The organism is Centipeda sp. (in: firmicutes) (genome assembly GCF_057271695.1).
Map to the genome: position 1 here is coordinate 15435 of NZ_DBHIVL010000013.1, position 25443 is coordinate 40877.

Below are 25443 nucleotides of genomic sequence, written 5' to 3' on the forward strand. Positions count from 1 at the left end.
TTTATATTATATAACACATTTTATAATTTTACAAGAACATTTGTGCAACAGCGCCCCATCGACACTCTCTCGAGGTGTCGATGGGGCGCTGTCATTCTTATATACTCAGTTTTTCATCACGCACCGAACACCTCGTTCACGAGGGAGAACACAGTCTCATCCGCGATACGGATGTCCGTTTTGCTGATGTCGACGCCGTCCTTGACCATATTGATGGAGGGCGGCATATAGGCGATTTCTGCCTCGGCATCGCGGCCGAAGTGTCTGCGGCGATCAAGCGAGGCATTCTCATAGGCATACTCGTCGGGGATCATCTTGCTCGTCTGGGTGAGTGCCTTGTAGTACTCATAGTCCGGGATATAGGGGCCAATGTGGAGCGCGGTGGCGTTCGCGGGGTCTTGGACAAAGCGATAGTTGCGCGAGACGGCATCGCCGTCCGTGCCGTTCAGGGCGTGATAGTCCCCACGGATCATGTAGTCGCCCCAGCGCAGGCGCGCATTCGGCGAAGAATAGTCGATTGAGCCGGGCAGAACCTCATTCGGAAGGAGCTCGGGGATATCATTATGTCCCAGATTGCTGCCCACCGGTTTGCCCGTATAGCTCTTGGGCAGTCCCTCGTTGATCCAACGTGTCTGCGGATCGGCTTTCAGATGAATGTCCTTCGGCGTGATCTTGCCCAACCCCTTGGTATTTGTCACCTCATCGCCCTTGCTGTCCACGATCTTATAGTTCGCGGCATCCGCCCCCGAGAGGCCAAGTGCATAGGTAACACCGACATCAGCAGCCGTGCCGTTCCCTTGGTTCCAGAGACCGTCCTTCCACGCAACATTCTCTGTGTCATACGTTGCCGTAGTTGCATTCGACACATCATCACCCGTGATGAGGGCACGCTTCGCCGCATCATTGGCATGACGAAACCGCATGAGCCCGTCGCCGCTCCGCGTGATGAGATTGCCGTCGGCATCCCGCGCCGCATTCACAACGCCGCGCGTGCCGTCATACTCCTTCGTCAGGTACGGCAGTGTCTCCGCCGTGATCGCTCGGCGGTTGATCTTGCCCGCGCCATCGCCACGGATTTTCCCATTCCAACCGTTCTCAAAATCGAAGTTCTGCTTGCTCAGCTGCACCTCGTACTGCACACCGCGGCCGTTCTCGCTCGCATCCTTGCTGCGTTTTCCACCCGTCGGCTGATACGTCCCCTTAATGTCCGCGATATCCTTGTCCTGCAGGGCGAAGGGCTTCCATCCCTCCGCGCGGGGCAGACGCATACGGCTATCCGTTTGATTGAGACGCGACCGTGCATCGTTTACGGCATCCGTGCCGTCGTACTCCTTTACCGCATCCTTGAACTTCATGCGGAAATCGCTCTCGCGCACGCTTGCCTTCGTAATCCGGCCCTTGCCATAGCCCGTTTCATCGAAGTCATAGTTGCCCGCATCATTGCCGAGCAGCGTACGCAGCACGTCACCCAGCTTGCGGTACTGCACATCCTTCGGCGGCTCGCCGGTCTGATTTGCGTCGGCGTTTTTCGTAAAGGCACTGTCGGTTCTGCCGTAACCGTAGTCGCTCGGCAAGGTAATGTCGTTATTTGCCGCATCACGCAAGATCAGCTGTTCGCCGCTGGGATTCACACCATCGCGGCGCAACGTCGCGCGCGCATCCGAATCCTTCACGAGCGCAGTCACATCCGTGTTCGTGCTTGTCCCATCATACGCACGCGACACATCACCGAACGTGATATCGAGGTGACGCGGCGTGATCGTATTGTTGTTCGTCGAGGTCTGAGAGATCACATTTCCGCGCTGGTCGACGAGTTCATAGTTTCCTGCATGGGCACCATCGACGGCGATATTGTAGTCAACAACCTTGCGCGTGCCCACGTTTTTATCGCGGAACATCGCCGTCGAGATATTCTGCACGCCGTCATTCGTGAGAAGCCCGCGATCGCCGTTCTCTTCCTCCAGCTGCACGATATCCGCTCCCGACGTAACCTGTCTTCCGCGATAGTAGGTCTTGATCGTCGGGTCACCGTTATGGACATACTTCGTTCCGTCATACTCCTTCGTCAGCTGCCCCGGTGCATACGCCGTGACCTGCCGCTTCGTGATTGTGCCGTTCGCCTGCTTTGTGATCGGACCCGTGATGTCGAAGTTGTGCCCCGTATAGTTGAGCGTATACGTCACACGCGGCTGTGCGCCGCCCGCCACATTTGCGGTATCGTAGTGGGTCGATGCCTCGTCAGCGCGGATCGTGAGCTCTTTCTTGATGTCAATCGGCGTACCGTTGATGTTCACCGTCGCGCTCGTGAGATAGCTCTTGAGTGCGTCCGGCGTATTCTGCCGATTGTACTTGACCTTCGTCGTGCCGTCATAGACCTTTGTGGCATCTGCGAGCGTCAGACCGTTTGCAATATCATTCGGCGTGATCGTACGCGGCGTGATCTTGCCCTTGCCCGACACCATTTCACTGTCCACGCGATAGTTTCTCGCCGCACTGCCCGCATGGTTGTCGGCGTAGTTCTTAAACGCCGCCTTCACACCGCTGTACGCGATATCCTTGTCGAGGATAGCGCCGTCCGCCGCACGGCTGACGTTCGGATCGGAGTAAAGCCCGTCAATCTTATCCGCCGCCGTCTGGTCGAAGTCAAAGTAATCTGCCGACTTCGCAAATCCATTGAGTTTCAGCTTATTCGCCGCCGGATGCGGTACCGTCGTCGATCCATTGGGGCGAACAACCGTCCGTGTGCCGTCGTAGACCTTATCAATCGGATCTGCACTGACCGTCAGCGTTTTCTTATAGATATCCGCCTTGCCGGAGCCGTTGCCCTTCATCTCGCCATTGCTGTCAAGGGTCTCTACCGTGCCGATCTTGTAGTTCGAGAGTGTATCGGCATCACCCGAGAGCGTCAGCTCGTAGGCGACGTTTCGTCCTGCTGTCGCAGGTGGACGCGCCTCCGCATCCACGCGGGTCTCCACCGAGGCATCAGGACTGCTGTACGTCCCCTTAACCTTCAGCTGGATATTGTTCTTGTCACGGTCGACAACACCCGTCAGATTTGCGCGTGCCATTGCATTGGCAAATATCTCATTTGTCTCGGTAAACGTGTCCTCGCCATCATACTCCTTGATGAGATGCGGCGGCAGCTTCGTCGCGAGATCGCGCTTCGTGATCGTGTCGTGCGTATGGTTGATCGTACGGTTGCGGCTACCCGTGAACTCGAAATTCTTCGTATTGATCGTCACATCATAGTTCACGCCGTTTGCATGTGCAACGCGCTCGTCATTGTACGCCGCGCCCGTAAGATCAATATCCTCGAGGTTGATATCCACGAGGTTGCCGCCGCCGAGATCGAGCTTGCTGTTCTGGAAACGCTTCTTGACATGCGCCAGATCCTTATAGGTCTGCCCGTTCTCCACATACTCGACATCCTTCGTGCCGTCGTACATCTTCGTGGCGTTACTGATGTCGAACTGGAAATCATTTGCCGTGACCGAGCGCTTGCGGATCGTGCCCTTGCCATATGCCGTATCCGCAACCGTATAGTTGTTCGCGGTTGCGCCGGAGAGCACGCTGCCGACATTCGCATACTGCACGTCCTTGCCGCGCTCGATCACATTGCCATTCGCGTCCGTAACAACGTTTGGATCACTGTGGAACGTCGCATCCGTATCGCCCGCACCGTAGAGACTGTTCACACTCCCCGTTGCAGAGCCAAAGGTCGCACTCGTAATGTTGTCTGCCGCAAGTGTCGCAGCCCCCCGCCCGTCGGAATTGCCCGCCATCACGGAGTTGATCGTCTTCGTATTGTTGACCGCCGTCGTGTCATAGGGCTTGTCCACATCCGCAAAGCCGAGCGTCATCGTGCGCGGTGTAATCGTACCCGTCGCCGAAAGGTTGAGCCCGTCCTCGGCCTTGGCCGTCGTGCCGTTATACGAGAGCTGATAATTGCTCCCTGCCGCACCGTCAATGCTGACGCGATAGGAGATATTCTTCGTCGTCACATTGCCACTGCCGTCGCGGGCGACATTCTTATCCGCTGTACGGCTTGTGAGATTGTTGACATAGTTCGTGCGAATCGTCATCGCCGCGCCGTCATCGACCTCTGCACCGTTCGACGTACGGACGAGCTTATTATCGTTTGTCGCACCTGCCGCATAGGTCACATTGCCCTTGGCATCGTCGTCAACAAACTTGTCGTAGTGCCGCGCATTCGTATCCACGAGATTTGCATTCGCATCGTAGATCTTGTCGATGCCCGTTTTCTGGGCAAGGTCAAGCGTCAGCACACGGCGGTCAATCGTCCCCTGTGCCGTCTTGGTAAAGTTATTGTCCCCCGAAATATTGATGTTGCTGTTGTTCAGGTAGAATTTATACGTGACCGTCGCCGGCGTGCTATTTGTCGCGTTCGCACTGCTGTACCGCGTCCCCGTCGTATCCATGACAAGGTCGTTGCGCAGGTCGACCGTATTCCCGTTCAGTACAACACTCGCCGTCGTGATATAGTTCTTCACATCATCGGACGCACTCGAACCGTTATACTTCACCGTCTTCGTGCCGTCATAGACCTTCGCTGCATTGGACGCGGCAAAGGTCACATCACTCGCATTGATATTCGCCTTGTTGATGGTACCTGTACCGTAGCCGTTCGTGGCAAACTCATAGTTGTTCGCACCGAACGCCGTCCCCATCGCCGTACCGAGACCCGCATACTGGACCGACTTATTCGTGCCCGCATTCGCGTCGGGGGTGAACGTTCCGTCGGTCGTGCCCGTGCCGTACTGACTGGTGATGCCCGTCAGCCCCGTGAGGCTCGTGCCGCTGACACGGGCAGCATTATCCTGTGATAGCACCGACGCATCGGCAGCCGAAACAGACGGTGTGATCGACGTATTCGCCGGTGTACCGTCATAGCTTTTGGACACAGGCGCAAAGGTCACATCCACCGTGCGCTTCGTAATCGTATTGTCATTCGTCGAGAACGAACCCGCATTGTTCGCGCCATTGTATTTCAGATTGTAGTTATCCGCAGCCGCGCCGTTCAGCGTAAGCGTATAATCGACCTGCTTGCCCGTGCCCGCGTTCTTATCCGCATACTGCGCCGTCGCCGTGTAGGTCGCGCCGTCGTTGCCCGTGAAGCCCGTCATCCCGATCAGGTCATTGGCATTTGCTACAACCGTGTTCGCGGCGTTCTTTGCCACACCCACAACCGTTTTGGTTGCGTCATAGACCTTCGATACGGGACTCTTGACCGTCGCCGTGACATCCTTCTTCGTGATGCTACCGTCGCCCTGCTTCGTAAACGAGCCGCCGTTCACCGTAAAGTTCCCATCCGCGCCCTCATATTTGAGTGTATAGGTGACGCGATTCGCCGATCGTCCGCCTTCCACGTCCTTTGTATCATACTCGGCCTTGTCAACCTTGAGTGACGGCAGGACATTCACCGTCGTACTGTTGACCGTCGTCGTCGCACTCGTGATATAGTTCTTGACATCCGTCAGTGCGCCAGAGCCATCCTTTTTGACCGTGCGCAGCCCGTCATACTCCTTCGTCGCCTGCCCGATGTTAAAGGTGATATTCGACGGGTTCAGCGCAAGCGGCGTGATCTCGCCGAGGCCGCGTGCGGTGGAACTGAGATTATAGTTTCCCGCATCCGTGCCACCGAGCGTCAGATTCGAGTAGTTGACCCAGTTCTTCTGCGCCGTGCCGCCAATCGTCTCCGTTGTGCCGTCACCGTTGACGTTCTCACTCTGGAACGATTCCGTATGCGTGGCGAGTTCGACGGTATCGCCTGAAAGGACACTGTCCGCCCCCGTCTTGAAGCCAACCTTTGACGGATCGACATTCTTCGTGCCGTCATAGACCTTCGTCACCTTTTTGAGCGCACCCGAAAGATCCTTCGGCGTGATCTTGCCCGTCGCCGAAAGTTCGAGTCCTGACTCTGCGTTTGTGACCGTGCCCCCCTTCTTAAAGGAGTAGTTCGTCGCGTTGCCGTTGATGGAGATGTTATAGAGAATGTCCTTGTCGATGGGGTTGTTCGAGCCGTCACGGCGCACATTCTTGTCCGCCGCCGTATTTGCATCGTTGCGATAGTTCGATGTGATATTGAAACTCGTCCCGTCTCCCGTGACAAGTTTGCCCTTATCCGTCGTCCCATCTACATACTTGACGTTGCCCGCTGCGCCCGGTGTCTGCTGAAACACCTCCCACTTGCTCTCTACGCGACTCTTACCATCATAGACTTTGTCAATCTTCTCATTCTGCACAAGCCCCAGTTCGAGCACGCGGCGCGAGATCGATCCGCCGCCCGAGACCTTACCCGCACCGCTCTCAAGGTTCACTCCGTTCAGCGTATAATTTTTGATCTTCTCGGCATCGCCCTCCGCTTTTACATTGTAGAGCACCTTTGTCGCACTCGCGACGTTCGCCGTCGGATTGTCGGAGTTATCCGCAAACTGTGCATCCCCGTTGAGGTGGAATACCACCTTGCTGTAGTCCGCAGGAATCACACCCGTCCCCGGCCCCACTGCGGGCGTGAGATGCCATCCATCTTTCAGCGTGTAGTTCGTCGTGCCGTCATAGACCTTCGTCGCGTTTGCAATATTGCCGTTGGCATCCCGCACTTGGAAATTGTTCCCAGAGATGTCGCGGCGGTTGATCGTGCCCTTGCCGTATACCGTCTCGTCGACGGTATAGTTGCCCGCATTCGCACCAAACTCGTTGTTGAATGCCGTGCGCATATTCGTATATTGGACATCATGTGCCGTCCCGTTGCTCGCATTCGCATTTGCCGTAAAGGAGGTTGTGCCACGCCCATAGGTGCTCGTTGCCGTGGCGGGCGAGGCGGTCATCATTCCCTGATACCGCGTCGTGAGACGCGATGCCGTGACATTGTCCACACCGAGGACAGCCGCGAGCACAGAGCTTGCGGGATCATCCGTAAACCCCGTGACCGTCGCGGAGGTATTTCCCGCCGTGCCGTCATAGGTCTTCTCCACGTCTTTCATCGTGATGTTCAGCTTGCGCGGCGTAATCTTGCCCGCGTTTGTCACCGTGCCGAGATTCGCCGTGAGCGTCTTATTTGCGCCAGTGCCCGAGACCGTACTGATGACCGTATTTCCTGCGTCGACAATCTTATAGTCGTCCGCATACTGCCCTGTGAGCTGTGCTGTATAGGTGACATCCTTGTTGATGATATTGCCGCTGCCGTCACGCGAGACATTCTTATCCGCATAGTGCGCCGTCGAGGTGTTCGTCGGCTGTCCGTCCGTCTCATCCGTGATCATCGTCGCGAGACTGACGATATCGCGCCCGCGTTGGATATTGCGGCTGCCGTCTGTATGCTCCGCCATACCGTCATAGACCTTCTCGACGGCGTGCGTAGTCGCCCGAATCGAGGCAGGGGTAATATGCCCCGCTGCCGTCACCGCGTCGCGCGGATCTGTGCCCTTGACATCCTCGAGATTACGCCTCTGAGCCTCAGGCGTATATGCCTCGCCAAAGTAGTAGTTCGAGAGCGGGCTGTCCCCCCCATCCTTCGTGCCGGCAGCAATGCTATAGCCGACGCGCTCCGCCTCAGAGACGTGGGAGGTGCGCGTCGTGCCCGACGAACCTTTGAGGAAATGCCCCTCGTTCCCCGTCATCGTAAAGTAGATGTTGTCCTTGTCCACATCGACAACACCCGTGTTCGGGGTAGTGGCAGATGTCGCTGTCTTTGCAACGAGATAGGTGCCGTCTTCGAGCGTAAACTTGTCCGTTCCGTCATAGACCTTCGTCGCATTCGCAATCGTGCCGTCCTTTTTGCGTACCTGAAAACCCGAGTTCTCGATCAGGCGGCGCGTGATCGTACCCGTTCCATACTGCTTGTCTGCGATTTTGTAGTTGTGATTCGAGCCGAGTACATCTGAGAGACCATTGTACTCGACGCGCTTATTCGTGCCTGCATGCCGATCTGCATATTGGCTCGTGACGTTCGACAGTCCGGAGAGGCTGGCAACCGTTGTCCCATCTGCCCCCGTAACCGCACCCGAAAGCCCATCGTTGAGCTCCGTCACCGTCTTGGTCGCATTGGTCGTCGTGCCGTCATAGATCTTCGTCACATTCTCAAATGTCAGCCCCAGAGGGCGCTGCTTGATCGTTCCCGTATAGCTGCCTGCAACTGCCTGCGAGGCGAGAACCGTCGTCCCCGTCGCGTCGAGGGTATAGTTGTCCGCCTCGACACCTGTGCCGCGGTCAAATTTCGCCGTGTAGGTCACCGCCTGCGAGGTCGGGGAATTCGTGACCGAGTTCCACGCAACATTCGGCGTGGCATACATCGCCTCCGACTTGTTCGTACGCGACTCAGAGCCGATAAAGCCCGTGAGCGTCACAAGAGCGTCGCCCGTGATGTCGTTGCGGTTGACGTCCGTCTGGTTCTGTTTCGCGTCGTAAGTCTTTGTAATATGGTTGTTGACGACTGTCGCCGTCAGTGCCTTCGGTGTGATCTTGCCCGCGCCCGTCGCGTTGAACGTATCGCTCAGCGCTTTCTCGGTCACGTTATCCGTATCAAGTACATAGTAGTCAGAGAGCTTGTAGAGATTATCATCATCCGTCTGCCCCGTGACCGTATAGGCGACCTTCGCCGCATTGCTGACATTCTTCGTGCGCGTCGTTCCGTCCACCTGCGTGAAATGCCCCGTGTCGGTGAGCGCAAATGTGATATGGTTGCGGTCGCGTTCAACCAGCCCCGTCGTGCCGCCAGTCACGGCATTCGAGGAGAGATAGACATGCGAGGACGGCGTGTACTCGTCGTTGCCGTCGTAGACCTTTTTCGCATCGACCTTTGCATGGGTTGTCTTATCATAGACGTTGAAGTCGTCCCTGAGGATCTGGCGCGGGATAATCTTGCCATCGAGGTAGACATTGCCGCCCTCGACCGCTGTCTTTGTCCCACTCGCAGGGGTATAGTAGAGCTCATAGTTGCCCGCGTCATTGCCCGTAAGCCCAACATTCGTATACTGGAGCTTGTGGGGACCCGCATGGAGCTGCTCCACACCCGCTTCGTCCGTATACTTCGGACCACCTACATTCGTGAGTGCAACGTCATCCCCCGTGTTATCATCGTCGCCCGTCATGATTGCACCGTCGGGCATCGTCGGCGTACCTGCGTTGATCTGTGCGAGAGTCAGACCTGTCTTCGTTTTATCCAGTTTGATATTCTCAGAGCCGCTGGTCTGGAACATCGCGCTGTCTTGCACGACGGATGTGCCGTCATAGATCTTGTTGTCTGCCTTCTTCTTTTGGATCGTGAGATAGAGCGGTGCCTTGGTAATGGTCGCCTTTCCCGTCAGGTTGCTGAGGGAGCTGCCGTCAAACGTATAGTTCCCCGCATCTGAGCCGGTGAATCCAATCTCCCCCGAGAATTTAACATCGTGCGTGCCGACATTTCTGGTATTATTCCCGTTGGAGTCAACCATGCGTGCCTTGAAGGTTTTCCCCGATACGTTAAAATCAAGCTGAACGGTTCCCGCAGCAATGTCCTCCGCAGTAAATCCCGAGGAGGTGACACTTCCGCTCGTGAGTGCATCACGGAACGCCTTGGTCACGTCGCTCTTGCCGTTATACATGCGTTTCGGATTAATATTGCCGCTGTCAAGACGGACATCGCGCGGCGTGATCGTAACATTGACCCCGCGCAGGTTCGGGCCGTCCTGATCCGACCAGAGCATTGCCTTCGTCCCTACATCGCGCACACCGTTCTTCTTGTCAAAATCGTTCAGCGTTGTAGTTATATTGGGCGCTGGCTTAACATACGCGAGAACACCGCTCGTATCCGCCCCCGCGCCAAACGTAACATTCCCCTTGTCGCCGACAACATCGGGCGAGTTCCTATCCACGACCTTCATATAGTAGCTGTTGTACGCCGCCGTGATATCCTTGCCGTCATTGCTCTGAACCGTATTGCCCGTATCGTCTTTCAGAGTACCGTCTGACTTGAAATAACGATAGTTGTACGTCGCCGTCGCCGTCCCGCTCATAAATGCGGTCAGGAGCGGCATCGTCCGCCCCTCGTAGATGCGCCACTTCGCGCCGGGCGCACCTGTGTTATTGATGGCATTGCCCCAACCTGAATACGAGGCAACAGATGTCATGGAGCCGCCGCCTGTCCCCGAGCCTACGAGCGTAGCTTGTCCTGATGATTTATTAATTTTAAATGTATTCTTTGAAACATTTCCCGTGAGGTTTCCCTCGTTATACGAAAACTGTCCCATTGCAAAAGAATTCTCTACATATGTCCCATTATCAGGGTCAATCATATAGATAAAAAACATGCGTTGAGTAGTCGGAATACGTGATAAGAAGCTCGCATCACTATAGGTGTTGTAGATATTTGTCCCGGTCGCCGACGTACCAATAATACCGCCGCCATCGCCAATCGTTGCTTTACTGTAAACACCATCAAGTGTGGTGTTGTCTGTTACGCCAACAATACCGCCATGCTTGGCTGTCTTTCCATCTACGACTGTATCTTTCACATATACATTGCGAATCTGTGTGCCGCCCGTAGTATACGCGGCAATCCCGCCCGCATAATCAGATGATCCGGTCATCCCCATAATATGAGCACCGACAACGCCAAAATTTTCAAGGCGTGCTCCACTTGTCGCTCCAAAAAGCCCCGCACGACTTACACCCGAAACATTAAACTTCTTCACCTGGAAGAAATTTCCGTCAAGTTTTCCCGTAAACTTTTTTGTATCGTCTCCAATCGGCGTCAAAGCAGTGCCCGAGAAGTCTATATCGTTCTCGAGCATATAATTCTTTGTGCGATCACTATTGATATTTTGGAACTCTGTTTTATCAGCGACGAGCTGATAGTAGTTGTCCGCCGTCGCATTATTGTCATTGATTTTATAACCTGTCAGAGCGGGCTGTCCGTCTGCTTTCTTGTAGCCGATGTGGGCATAGCCGCCGTTTGCCGTATCGGTGTGAAGTACAACAGGGCTTGCCGTCGTGTGCACGTTTGCCGCATTGAGAAAACGGATGTTCTTGCCGTGTACCTCGACGGTATTCGCCGTGATATCCTTGCCCATATTGACGACATCGGAGAGACCTACAGACGTATCGAGCGGCGATACCTTGTTCGCCATGTCCGCAGCGATGTTTACCGTGGAGATCGCCTGCGTGGAGACATGGAGATTCCCGACGTTGACCTCTGCCCCCTTGCCGAAGATGACGCCGTTCGGGTTGACGATATAGACGTGGTTGCCGCCCTTAATCTTGCCGTTGATGTTCGAGGTGTTCGCACCCGTGACGATGTTCAGATAGTTATGTGCCGCCGCTCCTGTCGTCACACCACCATCATATTGAACAATTTCGCCCTGATTGACGGAGTAGTCGCGCCAGTTGATAACATTGTTCGTCACTGTGGATGTAATCTTCGTCGTGTTCGCCGTAATGCGGTCGACCTTGACCCCCGTCGTATAGTCATGCTCGCCCGTCGGCGCAGCATATCCGACCTGTGGAATCAAAAAAGCACCCGCCATGCCTGCGATGAGGGCATAGCGTACCCGCTGCGATAGTTTTCGTGTCCGATTGTTCTTCATGTCTCGATCTCCCAATCAACCCATTGTCCCTTATATAGTATATCGAATAGCACACGTCATTTGATAATAGCATAAACACAGCGCAAAGACAATAAACCCCTCCAATCATCCTAGGACGATTGGAGGGGTTTTCCCGTTTCTATTTACTGCAGCAAGCTCAGCACTGCGCTTGAGTTCTGATTTGCCTGTGCAAGCATCGCCTGTGCCGACTGCGTGAGCACGTTGTTCTTCGTGTATGCCGTCATTTCCTTCGCCATGTCGGAGTCGCGAATCACAGACTCGGAATCCTGCACGTTCTCGGATGCTGTGACAAGGTTGCTGCTCGTATAGCCGAGGCGGTTCTGCGCCGCACCGATGGCAACCATCTGATCGGTCGCCTTGATGAGCGCATTCTCAAAAACATTGATTGCTGCATTTGCAGCTTCTTTAGTCGTCACCTGGATTTTGGGGCCGCCGCCAACAACAGAAACGCCTGCTCCAAGTGTGGCGGTGTTGTGATCCCAACCTCGTCCCGTTTGTGACTGCAGCCCAAGAGCTACCGAGCGCATATCCGTAAAGCCAACTTTAACCGCCTGATTTGCCTTGACCCCCGTCTGGAGGACCAGTGAATTATCCGGAGAAGGATTCTGCGCGCGTACAGTTTCCTTAAAGGCATCAAGAACCGCATTGACTTCATTGCGCATCTTTCCACTACTGTCAGTGACAGCAAAGGTGATGCCGGCAATTTGCCCATTCACCCCCGGATCATGTGAACGGATGGTAATTCCTGGTTGATTGTCCGGTGTATACACATTTTGTCCATATTCGTCAACTCCAACTTTCGCAGTTCTGCTGAAATACCCTGCATCCGTATTGGTAACAATCCCCATCGCTGCGACTAAGTTGTTGTTACCAATTGGAGACAACGTGCCTGTATAGGTGATACCATTCCGTGTCCATGATGCAGTGACGGTATCAGTGGAATGTATCCCAACATTAGTCCCATCGCGCCGTCTCAATTCGATCAAAGGGTCTGTCGGATCGGTTGCAGGATGAAGGCTCATATTTGTAAAGCTCGTATACGTTCCTTGTCCGGATGGTCCCTTTACTACCCCATTCTTCGACCCATCGATGAGATACTTCCCATTGTACGTCGTCAGCGCGTTCTCGTCAATCTGGTCGATGAGATGGTCGACTTCCTTCTGGATGACAGCACGATCCTCGTCTGTATTCGTATCGTTCGCAGCGTTGATCGCCTTTTCCTTCAGTGTCTTGAGGATCTCAATCGTCGACTGCACAGCCCCTTCTGCCGTCCGCAGCAAAGCAGAGCCGTTCTTCGTGTTGTTGTCGTCCTGATCGAGTGCACGCACCTGCACGCGCATCCGCTCCGAGATTGCCATCCCCGAGGCATCGTCGCCGGCACTGTTGATCTTCATGCCCGAAGAGACCTTCTGCAGGCTCTTCGAGAGTGCACTCTCATTCTTGTTGAGCGTGTTGAGCGTGTTGACCGCCGACATATTGTTCTTGACCACCATCGCCATAAAGACTGCCTCCCTGACTTATCTATAATTTCCATAATTTACTTTGAAATAATTGGATAAAAGAGCATAGATAGCCCGTCCTGAAAAATATATCGACGAAATGAGGAGAGGACTTAACTATATAAAGCAATATTTTAATGGGATATGGATTCTTCGTATACGCCGCCGTCGACGTACTATAGGAAGCACTGATAAATTCAGCACCATCATCTTGACGCATCTTTTTTGCCCGCACTGTGTCGGCAAATCCTCCACATAGCTTTGACTATGCGTCCGGTTTGCCTCCTTGTTCGGACGAAAAAATTTACGCCAATCTGACGGACTTCATTTTATCAGCGATTCCTTAAGTAACCCCTTCACCGATATTAGGAATAGCGGCTTTTAACTGGTGCAGATACTCAATCGTACACCCCGTTCGCTTTGCAATTTCCTCAAGAGAAAGATTCATTCCGAGCAAAGGAAGTATTTGTAAAACTTCCCTCATCCCCTCTTTTCGCTCTTCCTTCATCTTCATCTCATACGTCATGTAGCTCACCGCCTCTCCTTCTATCATCTTCACCTTCTGAATCTCCTCGTCAATCTCCTGCACGAAGCGATCTGTCGACATTACGCCGTCGACGTACTGCAAAAACGCACGAATGGAGTTGTCGATCTCGCCAAGTCGCCCCTTTGTGTTGAGAAAAATCTTTCGAGCCCCATCGTTCAGCCGCAAAGCTGCATCCTCGACACAGCGATTCTCAAAGGTGTAGAGATATCGCCCCACGCCAAAGGGATCAAACGGGCAGATAAAGATGATGATCGTCGGATTCAGCGTATCATAGTCCGCACCTGCCGCGAGAAGATCAGCATCCATCATGGACTGATAGTAACGCGTCCGCTTGCTCAGTCCGTCTCCCTCGGGCTTTCGCACCTGCATCTCGATGTTGTAGACAGTGCCCTGATCGTCCTTCACATAGACATCCAGACGAATGCCCTTGCTGTGATAACGCGCCGTGACTGTCTTCTCCGTCTCAAGATAGTCAATGTCCTCGATCTCAATGTGAAGAATCCGCTCAAGCATCTGCTTGCAGATCCGCTTGCGGCTCATGATGAGCTTGAACATATAGTCGTCACTGATGGTCAGCTCTTCCCACGGCTTGATCCGATACCCACTCATACGCTCACCTCTTTTCTCTATTTTACGAATTTTTGCAGGGGAGCGCAAGAAAAACACGCAGATAAATAATCTTTGATTGTCATACCTTATTCGGTCTGATAAAATATATGTAACGGAGGTGATGCCCATGCTGTCGATCAAAGTCACAAAGGTCATTCCTCTTGAGAATCTACGTCTTCTCATTTTCTTTGAAAATGATGTGAGCAAAATATTCGACGTGGCGGCACTTATGGACGAATGTCCCGAGTTTGAGACACTGCGCGATCCTGCGCTTTTTCAGTCGGTCACGATTGAACCCGGTGGCTATGGCATCGCTTGGACGGACGAACTCGACTGCTCGGAGGGGGAACTCTGGGAAAAAGGTGTGACAATACCTCTGACAGCTACGGACTTTGCTGCGGCTGTGCAATATGAACGCAAAACAAATATACAAAAAGCATCGTAAAAGATGTCTTTCCATGCAAAAACAGAGTAGTATATGAAATCACAAGGATTTCGTATACTACTCTGTTTATTTTGATTCTATGCAAACAGTTCCACCTGGTTGCTCTCCATCATCCCGTCCAAGCAGCCGTGCTCACGCAGGAGTTCGACGGCGGGGGTGGGGATGTGGGCGCGGGTGGCGAGATCCTCGATGGAGATGAACGGCCCGTACTGCCGCGCCTCGACGATTGCCTGTGCCGCCTTCTGCCCCATGCCGGGGAGGGCGGTGAAGGGCGGGAGAAGTGAGTTCTCATGGAGGATGAATTTCTCCGCGTCGGAGGCATAGAGGTCGACGGGCTCGCAGGAGAAGCCGCGCAGGTACATTTCCCAAGCTAACTGTAACACGATCAGGATGTCCTGCTTTTTGTTGTCGAGCTTGCCGCGATGCTCACGCGCCTCGGCGTTGAGTGCGTCGATTGCCGCCTTGACCGCTGTTTTGCCCTTTGAAATAATGTTCGCGTCGAACTCGTCCGCACGAATGGAGAAGTATGCGGCGTAGTATGCGAGCGGATAGTGTACTTTGCAGAAGGCGATGCGGTAGCCCATCATGACGTAGGCGGTGGCGTGTGCACGCGGGAAAAGATACTTGATCTTCTGGCAGGAGTCGATGTACCACTCAGGAATGCCGTCTGCACGGAGTGTCTCGACAACATCGGCGGCGATGCCCTTCCCCTTTCGGACGTTCTCCATGGTCTTGAACGAGAGGAGCGGGTCGATGCCGTTCTGCATGAGGTAGTTCATGATGTCGTCGCGTGCGGAGATGGCGTCCTTCAGCGTGCTTGTTCCCGCCTTGATGAGATCCTGCGCGTTGCCAAGCCAGACGTTCGTGCCGTGGGAAAAGCCGGAGATGCGCACGAGGTCGGCGAAGCAGTCGGGATGCGAGTCGTCGATCATCTTCTGCGTGAAGGAGGTGCGGAACTCGGGAATCCCATACGTTCCCATGTTCGCGCCCAGTTCCTCGGGGCTGATGCCGAGTGCCTCGGTCGAGGTGAAGATGGACATGGTGGCGGGATCGTCGAAGGGGATGGTCTCGGGGTCGCGGTGGGTCAGCTCCTCGAGCATCTTGATGACGGTCGGGTCATCGTGTCCGAGGATGTCGAGCTTGACGAGACGCTCGCTGATGGAATGATAGTCGAAATGGGTGGTGAGGGTATCGGACTCCATGTTGTTCGCGGGACGCTGAATGGGCGTGAAGTAATGCACGTCCATGTCACGCGGCACGACCATGATGCCGCCCGCGTGCTGCCCGGTGGTCGCCTTGACCCCCATGCAGCCGCGCATCATGTGCTCGATGTAGGGGCGTCCCTTCGCCACGTCCTGATCCTCGTAGTAGTGCATGGCGTAGCCGTAGGCGTTCTTGTCCTGCAGTCCTGAGATCGTACCCGCACGAAAGACGTTCATCTTGCCAAAGAGCACCTCGGTGTACTTGTGCGCGGTCGGCTGATAGTCGCCCGAGAAGTTGAGGTCGATATCGGGTACCTTGTCTCCGTCGAAGCCGAGAAAGACGGCGAACGGGATGTTATGCCCGTCCTTCGTGAGCGGCGTTCCGCAGACGGGGCAGTTCATCGACGGCAGGTCAAAGCCGCTCCCGACGGAGCCGTCCTCGATGAATTTGTTGTACTGACAGTGACGGCAGCGGTAGTGCGGCGGCAGGGGGTTGACCTCGGTGACGCCGATCATGGTCGCAACAAAGGATGAGCCGACGGAGCCACGCGAGCCGACGAGGTAGCCGTCGTCGTTCGAGCGTTTGACAAGACGCTGTGCGATGATGTAGAGTGCGGCAAAGCCGTGCTTTAGGATCGGTTTCAGTTCGAGTTCGAGGCGGTCGGAGACGACCTTCGGCAGGTTCTCACCGTAGAGCTTGCGCGCACGCGCATAGGACATCTCCTGGATCTCGCGATCCGCGCCCGGCACGGTCGGCGCGTAGAGTTCGTCGGGGATCGGGAGGAAGTGCTCGACCATGTCGGCGATCTTCCTCGGGTTCGTAACGACGCACTCGTAGGCACGCTCTGCGCCGAGGTAGTCGAACTCGGCGAGCATTTCGTCGGTCGTGCGCAGGTAGAGCGGCGGCTGGCGATCCGCGTCGTTATAGCCGTTCGCCTTTTGGATCATGGCGCGATAGACGGCATCCTCGGGGTTCAGAAAGTGTACGTCACAGGTCGCAATCAGCATTTTATCCAGTTTTCGCGCGAGCGCATCGACCTTGCGGTTGATGTCTCTGAGATCCTCGTCCGTCTGCATGGGGAAACGCTGATCGAATTTTAAGAAGTCGTTGTTGTGGATGGGCTGGATCTCAAGGAAGTCGTAGAACTTCGCCAGCTCTTCCAGTTCCTCGTCGGGTCGTCCCGCGACAATGCCGCGAATGAGTTCCCCCGCCTCGCACGCTGAGCCGACGATCATACCGTCACGGTACTGCTGCAGCACGGCGCGTGGAATGCAGGGGCGGCCGCGTTTCTTCGTACCGCGAAAGTAGCGGATGTGCGAGAGCGAGACGAGGCGATAGAGGTTATAGAGCCCTGTCTTGTTCTGCGCGAGGAAGATGATGTGATGGGCGCGTTGATCCTCGGGTTTGTCGAGGAGGTAGCCCTCCATGCCGTAGATGATCTTGATGTCCCGCCCCTTTTTCTTGAGTGCGCGGGCGGTGTTCATCGCCTCGGGGAATGCCTGCACAACGCCGTGGTCGGTGATGGCGACGGCGGGCCAGCCCCAGCGTGCCGCTGTCTCGACGAGCACCTTCGGCGGGACGACGGCATCGAGCGCACTCATTTTCGTATGCGCGTGCAGTTCGACGCGTTTCACCTCTGCTGTGTCCTCGCGCTGCGGGACGGTGCGCCGCTCCATGCTGTCGATGAACAGGACGTAGTCGCTGATGAATTTATCGTATTCGATTTTCCCTTGGATGCGGACGGAGCAGCCCTTGCCGATCGCCTTGAGGATGCGCCCGACCTCCGCGTCGATGTCCTCCTGTGTGGTCTTGCCGCGTGCGCTGAAGAATTTCTTGCACGCGATGCCGTTTGTCCGATCCGCGAATTTGAGCAGGAGGATATACGCGCCGGACTTGAGCTGGTTCGCCTGCGGGGCAAAGACTTCCCCCTCAAGAACGATGTTTTTGACCTCGTCCTCGATCACACCGAGGTCACGCGCCTCGCCCACAACACCGCGTCCGAGGATGACGTTCGCGGGCAGTTCCTTCGGCTTTGCGCCCCGTGCTGCGCGTGTGGGAGCGGCGGTGGGGGCTTCCTTTTTGACCGCAACGGGGAGCGGGGGCGGTGTCCATGCGGGGGTGTGCATTTCCTCAAGTTCGGTCTCCATGCAGACGACCTGACAGGCACAGCCGATCTCTGTGCGAACTGCCGTCTCGATGCGCTTTGCGACGGCAGTCTGCGCGAACAGCTCCGCGCCGAAGTTCCCCGGTGCAGAGAGGCGGATGACGTTGCCGTCGATGGCGTACGCCGTCCGGCGCAGGGTGTGAAAGAGGACGGCATCCTCCCCTGCCGCCACACACACGATGCGTTCCCAGAGCGGCGCGACGGCATGGGAGAGGGATACGGCATTCTGCTGAATGTGTGCCTCTCTGAGCTGATAGTTCGCCGCGATCTGCTCTTTCATCCGCGCAATCAGCCCATCGTCGAGTACGTCGGTGCAGCCGATGACCAGCTCCCATGTGCTGTCCGCTGCCGAGACTTCGACGTGGCGCAGGACGCACGCACGCAAAAGAGCCCGCTCCTCATCAGTGAGGGCGAGCCCGCGCAGGAGACGCAGGAGCATATCCTCCGCACTTGGCAGAATCCGATAGGTCTTGTTCATTCGTCGTAGAGCCTCTTATACTGCTGCCTGTCCTCAAGCACGCGGCGCACGTAGAGCCGTGTCTCGGGATAGGGGATCGCCTCGATCTCGTCAAACTGTTCGTTCCAGTGAAACCGCTCCATCCAGTCGCGCACGTTGCCGCGTCCCGCATTGTACGCGGCGAGCGCGAGGATGTCGTTGCCGCCAAACTCCCGCTCGAGCTCCGCGAGATACCACACGCCGTAGCGGATGTTGAGCGCGGGGTCGTAGAGATAGTCCTCGGTAAAGGGTTCGTCCATCTGCCGCGCAATCCACGCCGCCGTCTGCGGCATGAGCTGCATCAGCCCGAGCGCACCGCCGTCGGACTTGGCACGCGGCTGAAATTTGCTCTCGTGCTTGATGACGGCGGCGATGAGGTAGGGATCGGCACGGTAGGCATCCGCACTGGTCTCGATGTAGCTGCGGTAGCCGTATGGATAGATATAGCTGCGCTCCACCCATCCCCAGCCGCCGACCAGCGCAAAGGCGATGACGGCGACGACGAGAAGGCGCAGTATCCACCAGAATCTGTACCGAATTTTACGCGCGTTCAAGAATCCGTTCCTTCCAAAGTTTCCCAATGTATTCCCGTAGTTCTTCCACCGTTCCGCTGTTGTCGATAACGACATCCGCACGCGCACATTTCTCCGCGAGCGGCATCTGTGCGGCGATGCGTGCCCGCGCCTTGCCCGCGTCCATGGACGTGTCGCGTGCCAAAAGACGCGCCAGCTGCTCCTCGCGTGGGAGGGCGACGACCCATGTCTCGTCGGCGAGCGCGTCCCATCCCGCCTCAAAGAGCAGCGGCACATCCAGTACCGCGGCTCTTTTGTTTTCGTCTCTTGCCGCACGCAGCCGCTCCTCTGCCGCGCTGCGAATGATGGGATGCGCGATGGCCTCCACCTCCGCACGCACAGCGGGGTCGGCAAAGACGCGGCGTGCAATCGCCGCACGGTCGAGCGTGCCGTCCGCCGTCACGATCTCCCTGCCAAAGTGCTCTACATAGGCATTGTAGATCGGCTGATGCGGCTGTGACAGCTCGTGCGCGAGCGCATCCGCGTCGACGATTGCCGCGCCGAGGGCACGCAGTTCCGCGCTGACGGTGGACTTGCCGCAGGCGATGCCACCCGTCAGGCCGATGATCTTCACCTACTTCGCCTCCGCCCAGTTCTTCCCCATGTGCACGTCTACGGCGAGCGGCACGGCGAGCTCCGCCGCCCCGCCCATCGCCGTGCGCAGGATATCACTGACACATTCGATCTCATCCTGCACGACCTCAAGCACGAGTTCATCATGCACCTGCAGGAGGATACGGCTTTTGACCTTTGCCTTACGCAGTGCCTCATCGGCGCGGATCATGGCGATCTTGATGAGGTCGGCTGCCGTTCCCTGGATCGGCGTGTTCATCGCCATGCGTTCGGCAAAGGAACGCTGCATAAAATTGCGGCTGTGGATGGCGGGCAGGTCGCGCCGCCGCCCGTAGAGGGTTGTTACGAAACCATTCGTGTGCGCGTCCGCGACGGTCTTGTCGAGGAATTCACGAACGCCGTGATAGCGTTCAAAGTACCGCGCGATGTAGCCCGCCGCTTCCTTGCGCCCGATGCCGAGATCACGCGCCAGTCCGAAGTCGCTGAGCCCGTAGACAATGCCGAAGTTGACCGCCTTTGCCCTGCGCCGCTGCTCTCCTGTGACCTCCGCGAGCGGCACGCCAAACACCTCCGACGCGGTGCGTGCGTGTACGTCCTGCCCGTGACGGAATGCGTCGATGAGCGTCGCGTCCCCCGACATATGCGCGAGGATGCGCAGCTCGATCTGCGAGTAGTCCGCCGAGAGGAGCATATCATACCCCTCGCCCGGCTCGAAGAGCGCACGCACGGCACGCCCCTCCTCCGTCCGCACGGGGATGTTCTGGAGGTTCGGGTCGGAGCTTGAGAGCCGCCCCGTCGCAGTCACCGTCTGGTTGAAGCTCGTGTGCACGCGCTCCGTTGCGGGGCGGATGAGTGCGCCGATGCCCTCCAGATAGGTGGAGCGCAGTTTCGTCCACATGCGGTAGGTGAGCACCTTGTCCACGATGGGATGGCGGTCACGCAGCTCCTCAAGGGTCTCGGCGTTCGTCGAGTACCCCGTCTTGGTCTTTTTGACCTTGCTCCCCGCCGCAAGGTCGAGCCGCTCAAAGAGGACTTCACCGAGCTGTTTGGGCGAACTGATGTTGAACTCCGTCCCTGCGAGTGCATGAATCTCGGTGACGAGCGCATCAATGCGTGCATTTGCCGCCGCAAGTTCGCGCTCAAGCGCGGCGCGGTTGACATAGATGCCCGTCCGCTCCATCGCTGCCAGCACGGGCACGAGCGGCAGTTCCACGTCCCGATAGAGACGCGTCAAATGTGCCTCTGCGAGTGCCGCCCGCAGAGGTGCGGAGAGTCGCGCAGCAATCTGCGCCTCGCGTACGGCGCACTGCTCATCGCTCAGAGCATCAGGCGCAGCGGGGAGCTGTCCCAGATGGGCGAATGCCGTGCGCTCGATGTCGCGTTTGCTCTCCTCGGGGTGGAGGAGGTAGTCCGCAAGTTCGAGGTCGAACGTGTTTGCACCGACGGAAAGCCCCGCCTGTGCATAGCGTTTCGCATTCCAGAGGACGACTGGACGCGCCGCGAGAATGTCCCGCACGGCATCGAACTGTGGCGAGTCCGCACGCATAGTGCGCTGCTCCGTCCCATAGGAGAGGGCAAGCAGCTCCACCTGCACAAAGGGCGCATCTCCGCGAAAGCGTGCGCCGACAGCGATTTCCTCCGCCCCGCGCAGCGCATCGAGGTCGGCAGCGGTGAGTTCTGACGCGTCAAAACACGGTGTCGAAGAAACGTCCTCCGCACCGAAGAGCGACTGCTCCACTGCTCCCGCAGGTGTCGCTGCCCCTAGATAATCCGAGAGTGCGCGATGCACCGTCCGCAGCTCGTACTCCCGGCAGAACGCATCGAGTGCCGCACGGTCGGGCTGCATACGAAAGCCCTCCGCCGCATAGCGGAGTTCGGGCACATTGCATTCAATCGTCGCAAGTTGCTTCGACAGGAGTGCCTGGTCGCGATACTCCACGAGCGAGGCACTGAGCTTCTTCCCACTGACCTCGGCGGCATGATCGAGTACGTTCTCAATCGTACCATATGCAAGCAGCAGTTTCGTCGCGGTCTTGGGACCCACGCCGGGCACGCCCGGAATATTATCCGAGCTATCTCCCATCAGCCCCTTCATGTCGATGAGGCGGATCGGCGCAAAGCCGTACTCCTCCTCGAATGCCGCCGTGTCGTAGGCACGCGTGTCGCTGATGCCCTTTTTCGTCAGGACGACGGTGAGACCGTCACGGATCAGCTGCAGTGCGTCACGGTCGCCCGTCACGACGACGGTCTCCGTACCGCTCTCTGCCGCCTGCGTCGCGAGCGTGCCGATGATGTCGTCCGCCTCGTAGTCGTCCAGTTCGAGGAAGGGAATGCCAAGGCTCTGCGCGAGTTCCTTCAGAAGTGGAATCTGCGCGATCAGCTCCTCGGGGGTCTTGTCACGCGTCCCCTTGTAGTCGGGATAGAGTGCCGTGCGGAACGTCGTGCGGCTCTTGTCAAACGCGATGACAATCTGCGTCGGCGCGAGTTCTTTGAGCAGCTTTACGAGCATCATCGCAAAGCCGTGCACCGCGTTCGTGTGGATGCCGCGTGCATTCGGCGGGAGCCGCAACGCGTAGAACGCGCGAAAGAAAAGGCTGCTCCCGTCAAGAACGGCAAATTTTTCCCGGCTCACAGGTTCGGTTTGTCCTCGTCCTCGAGACGCATGAGGACGAAGCAGTAATCAGAGATGCGGTTGAGGTACTGCAGGTCGACCTCCGCCACGCTGCCGCGCCGTGCGAGTGTCCATGCGCGACGCTCCGCCTCGCGTGCCACCGTACGCGCCAGATCGAGCATCGCGCTCGACTTCTTGTCGCCGGGGATGACAAACTCCTTGAGCGCGGGCAGACTCTCCTCGATACTCGCGATCTCCGCCTCGATGCCTGCGACCATCTCCGCCGTAATGCGGGGCGGCTTGTTGCGGCTCGCAAAGTCCGCCATGAGCATGCCGAGCTGCTTCTGCACGGCGAGGATATCGTCCTTCACGCGCTTGTTCGTTGCAAACGCACGCGCCATGCCGAGCGCAGAGCCGAGGCTGTCGACCTTGCCGTAGACCTCGACGCGTGCGTCGTCCTTTGCAATGCGCTCACCCGTGAAAAGGCTCGTCTGTCCCTGATCGCCCGTTTTCGTTACAACACTCATCGTAGATTCCTCCCTTGTCTCTGATAACTGCACCCGACTTTGCAAAAGTGCAGAGTCGGGCGTCAAAATCAAAAATTTTTAGAAAATCTCCGCCTCACTGAAGAAGATATGTACCTCGCGTGCCGCACTCTCGGGGCTGTCGGACGCGTGCACCGCATTCTCGCTCCCGTTCTTTGCAAAACGCTTGCGGATCGTACCCTCTGCCGCATTCGCCGGATTCGTCGCACCGTGCAGTTCGCGCACCCGTGCAATCGCATTCTCGCCCGCGAGCACCATCGCCACGAGCGGCGCGGAGGTCATGAACGCAGAGAGCTCACCGTAGAACAGCTTTTCGAGATGCTCCGCGTAGTGGATGCGTGCGATGCGATCCGTCATCTGCATCATCTTCATCGCACGGATCTCGAGCCCCGCCTCCTCGTACGCCTTCGTAATGTCTCCGATGTGGTGCGTCCCGACGGCGTCCGGCTTAATGAGAACCAGAGTTTGTTCCATTACTTCATCACCTCAATGATCTGTTTGTACTCCGCTCCGAGGCCGGCATAGTTCTCCGCCGCCGCACGAAGCGCCTCAATCTCATCGTCGCGCAGAGCGCGTACGATCTGAGCAGGGTTGCCAAACACAAGCGAGTTCGACGGAATCTTCTTGTGCTGGGGAAGGAATGTGCCCGCGCCGATGACGACGTTCTCGCCGATCTCGGAGTACCCCATGATGATCGAGCCCATGCCGATGAGGGTGTTGTCCCCGATGCGGGCGCAATGCACGACGGCATTGTGTCCGATGAGCACATTGTCCCCAATGTGAACAGGCACGTCACGCATGACGTGAATCGTCGCGTTTTCTTGGATGTTCGTATTCTGCCCAATCGTAATCGGCTGAAAATCGCCGCGCACCACTGCACTGAACCAAACACTTGATCCGGCTCCGATCTCCACATCACCGACGACCGCAGCCGTCGGAGCAATGAAGGCCGTTGGATGAATCACAGGCGTTTTTCCCCGATAGGGCAGGATCATCTTGTCCATCAATGCTGCCTCCTTCTTATCTTTCTCCGCTCAGTCGTATTATACCACGTCAATTACATCTCCAACAAGGAATTTTTCAATATTCGCACACGCTGCTCACGCAGCCACCTGCCGACCTCCTCACCCGAGAGTTCCGACGGCGCGGAACGTCCTGTGACCGCCCGCATCGCCGCGAGATAGTCCGCGCCGCGCGTGAGATAGTTCGGCAGAGATCCATGGTCGGCACGGATGATAACGTTGAACTCTGCGATGGAAAGCCCCGAGCCGCCGATGCCGAGCAGGAGATCCGCGATCTTGCCGGGACGTGTAAGACGCGGCGCACGCATATGCTCGTGAATGACGAACGCCGCTGCCTTGCGCCAGTCGTGCGGGAGTGTCATGCGTCGATTCCACGCAGTGAGCGCATCCAGCCCCGTACGCTCGTGTCCGTAGTGATGCGGCAGCACCTCCCGTGGGGTCAGCGCCTTGCCGAGGTCATGCACGAGCGCGGCAAAGCGCGTTTTGAGCTCCTCCGTCTCACGTGCAACCGCATCAACCATCGCCAGTGTGTGCGCGAGGGCATCCCCCTCGGGATGAAACTCGGTCGGCTGTGTCTGTCCCTCAAGCGCGGCGATCTCGGGAAAGGTGTCGGCAAGGAGATCCGCCGCACGCAGCACGCGAAAGAATACGGATGGACGCGGTGCGGCGAGCGCACGCCGCAGCTCGCCCATCAGCCGCTCCGTCGGCTCGTTTTTGAGCTCCGCTGCACATGCGTTCATGTAACGGAGTGTGCCCTCCTCCACCGCAAAGCCGAACTCCGCCGCCTGCCGTGCCGCACGCAGCGCACGCACGGGATCGTCCGTGAAATGCTGTGAGACGGCACGGATCACGCCGGCTGCGATATCTGTGCGCCCGCCATAGGGATCAAAGAGCTCCTCCGTGGGGAGCTCCATCGCCATCGCATTCATCGTCGTGTCGCGCCGATAGAGATCCTCCTCGATCGTCACGGACGGATCTAACGCGACTGCGAATCCGCGATAGCCCGTACCCGTCTTGCGCTCCCTGCGCGCAAAGGAGACCTCGCGCCGCGTCCCGTCCACGCGCACATGATAGACGGGGAAGGATCTCCCGATCTTCTCCGCACGCGGAAAGAGCGTACAGAGCCGCTCCTCCGTCATGCCCGTTAAGACATAGTCGACATCCTTTGCCGGCATCCCGCGAAAGAGGTCGCGCACGCAGCCGCCCACGCGAAAGACACGCGCACCCGTGCTTCGTATATGCTCGACAAAAGCAGCTTCCGTCATCCGCTCACCTCCCCTAAAAAATAAAAAAAGCATCACTTCTTCTGCGTGATGCTCTCATTTCGATTGGTGGGCCCACTTGGACTTGAACCAAGGACCGACCGGTTATGAGCCGGTTGCTCTAACCAACTGAGCTATAGGCCCCAAACAAAGTGAAGAGCACGCAAGGCTCTCACTTTCAAAAAAACCTGCGCAGCGCGCAGGTCAGATAAGCGATGGAGCGGAAAACGAGGCTCGAACTCGCGACCCCCACCTTGGCAAGGTGGTGCTCTACCACTGAGCTACTTCCGCA

Annotated in this window: 12 protein-coding genes and 2 tRNA genes; 1 reads left to right on the forward strand and 13 read right to left on the reverse strand. The window is 57.0% G+C overall.

Annotated features, from left to right (window positions below; all coding sequences use genetic code 11):
* Nucleotides 1-116 precede the first annotated feature (116 nt).
* From ACO6BQ_RS03595 to ACO6BQ_RS03605, 3 genes are all read right to left on the reverse strand, one after another.
* Nucleotides 117-11582, reverse strand: coding sequence for a YDG domain-containing protein (locus ACO6BQ_RS03595; RefSeq protein ID WP_489119554.1), 11466 nt, complete (start codon nt 11580-11582; stop codon nt 117-119).
* Between the two features lie 143 nt (nt 11583-11725).
* Nucleotides 11726-13102: a flagellin N-terminal helical domain-containing protein gene (locus ACO6BQ_RS03600; RefSeq protein ID WP_489119555.1), complete on the reverse strand. Its 1377-nt coding sequence runs from the start codon at nt 13100-13102 to the stop codon at nt 11726-11728.
* Nucleotides 13103-13445: 343 nt separating this feature from the next.
* A complete protein-coding gene (locus ACO6BQ_RS03605; protein WP_489119556.1) occupies nt 13446-14258 on the reverse strand; it encodes an Rpn family recombination-promoting nuclease/putative transposase in 813 nt (270 codons plus the stop codon).
* Nucleotides 14259-14385: 127 nt separating this feature from the next.
* Between ACO6BQ_RS03605 and ACO6BQ_RS03610 the strand changes: the two genes are divergently transcribed.
* Nucleotides 14386-14703: a DUF2442 domain-containing protein gene (locus tag ACO6BQ_RS03610; RefSeq protein ID WP_106626480.1), complete on the forward strand. Its 318-nt coding sequence runs from the start codon at nt 14386-14388 to the stop codon at nt 14701-14703.
* Between the two features lie 77 nt (nt 14704-14780).
* On the opposite strand, the gene ACO6BQ_RS03615 is transcribed toward ACO6BQ_RS03610, so the two are convergent.
* From ACO6BQ_RS03615 to ACO6BQ_RS03660, 10 genes are all read right to left on the reverse strand, one after another.
* Complete coding sequence (locus ACO6BQ_RS03615) at nt 14781-18548, reverse strand: PolC-type DNA polymerase III (protein ID WP_489119557.1); 3768 nt, start codon at nt 18546-18548, stop codon at nt 14781-14783.
* On the reverse strand, nt 18545-19120 hold the full coding sequence (locus ACO6BQ_RS03620; protein WP_489119558.1) for a lytic transglycosylase domain-containing protein: 576 nt from the start codon (nt 19118-19120) through the stop codon (nt 18545-18547). The genes ACO6BQ_RS03615 and ACO6BQ_RS03620 overlap by 4 nt, the downstream gene beginning before the upstream one ends.
* Nucleotides 19107-19712 carry a dephospho-CoA kinase gene (coaE, locus tag ACO6BQ_RS03625; protein ID WP_489119559.1) on the reverse strand — a complete coding sequence of 202 codons (606 nt, stop codon included), beginning with the start codon at nt 19710-19712 and terminating at the stop codon, nt 19107-19109. Before coaE ends, ACO6BQ_RS03620 begins: the two co-directional genes overlap by 14 nt.
* A complete protein-coding gene (gene polA, locus ACO6BQ_RS03630) occupies nt 19713-22343 on the reverse strand; it encodes a DNA polymerase I (RefSeq protein WP_489119560.1) in 2631 nt (876 codons plus the stop codon).
* Nucleotides 22340-22849, reverse strand: coding sequence for a cob(I)yrinic acid a,c-diamide adenosyltransferase (locus ACO6BQ_RS03635; protein WP_489119561.1), 510 nt, complete (start codon nt 22847-22849; stop codon nt 22340-22342). Before ACO6BQ_RS03635 ends, polA begins: the two co-directional genes overlap by 4 nt.
* A gap of 78 nt (nt 22850-22927) precedes the next feature.
* Nucleotides 22928-23341, reverse strand: a complete 414-nt coding sequence (gene ndk / locus ACO6BQ_RS03640) for a nucleoside-diphosphate kinase (protein WP_489119562.1) — start codon at nt 23339-23341, stop codon at nt 22928-22930.
* Nucleotides 23341-23871: a gamma carbonic anhydrase family protein gene (locus ACO6BQ_RS03645; RefSeq protein ID WP_489119563.1), complete on the reverse strand. Its 531-nt coding sequence runs from the start codon at nt 23869-23871 to the stop codon at nt 23341-23343. Before ACO6BQ_RS03645 ends, ndk begins: the two co-directional genes overlap by 1 nt.
* A gap of 53 nt (nt 23872-23924) precedes the next feature.
* Entirely contained in the window at nt 23925-25154 is a 1230-nt protein-coding gene (locus ACO6BQ_RS03650; protein ID WP_489119564.1) for a tRNA nucleotidyltransferase/poly(A) polymerase-related protein, read from the reverse strand.
* 64 nt (nt 25155-25218) lie between these two features.
* Nucleotides 25219-25295: transfer RNA gene (locus ACO6BQ_RS03655), tRNA-Ile, on the reverse strand.
* A gap of 72 nt (nt 25296-25367) precedes the next feature.
* Nucleotides 25368-25442 (reverse strand) — tRNA-Gly (locus ACO6BQ_RS03660).
* Nucleotide 25443 lies beyond the last annotated feature (1 nt).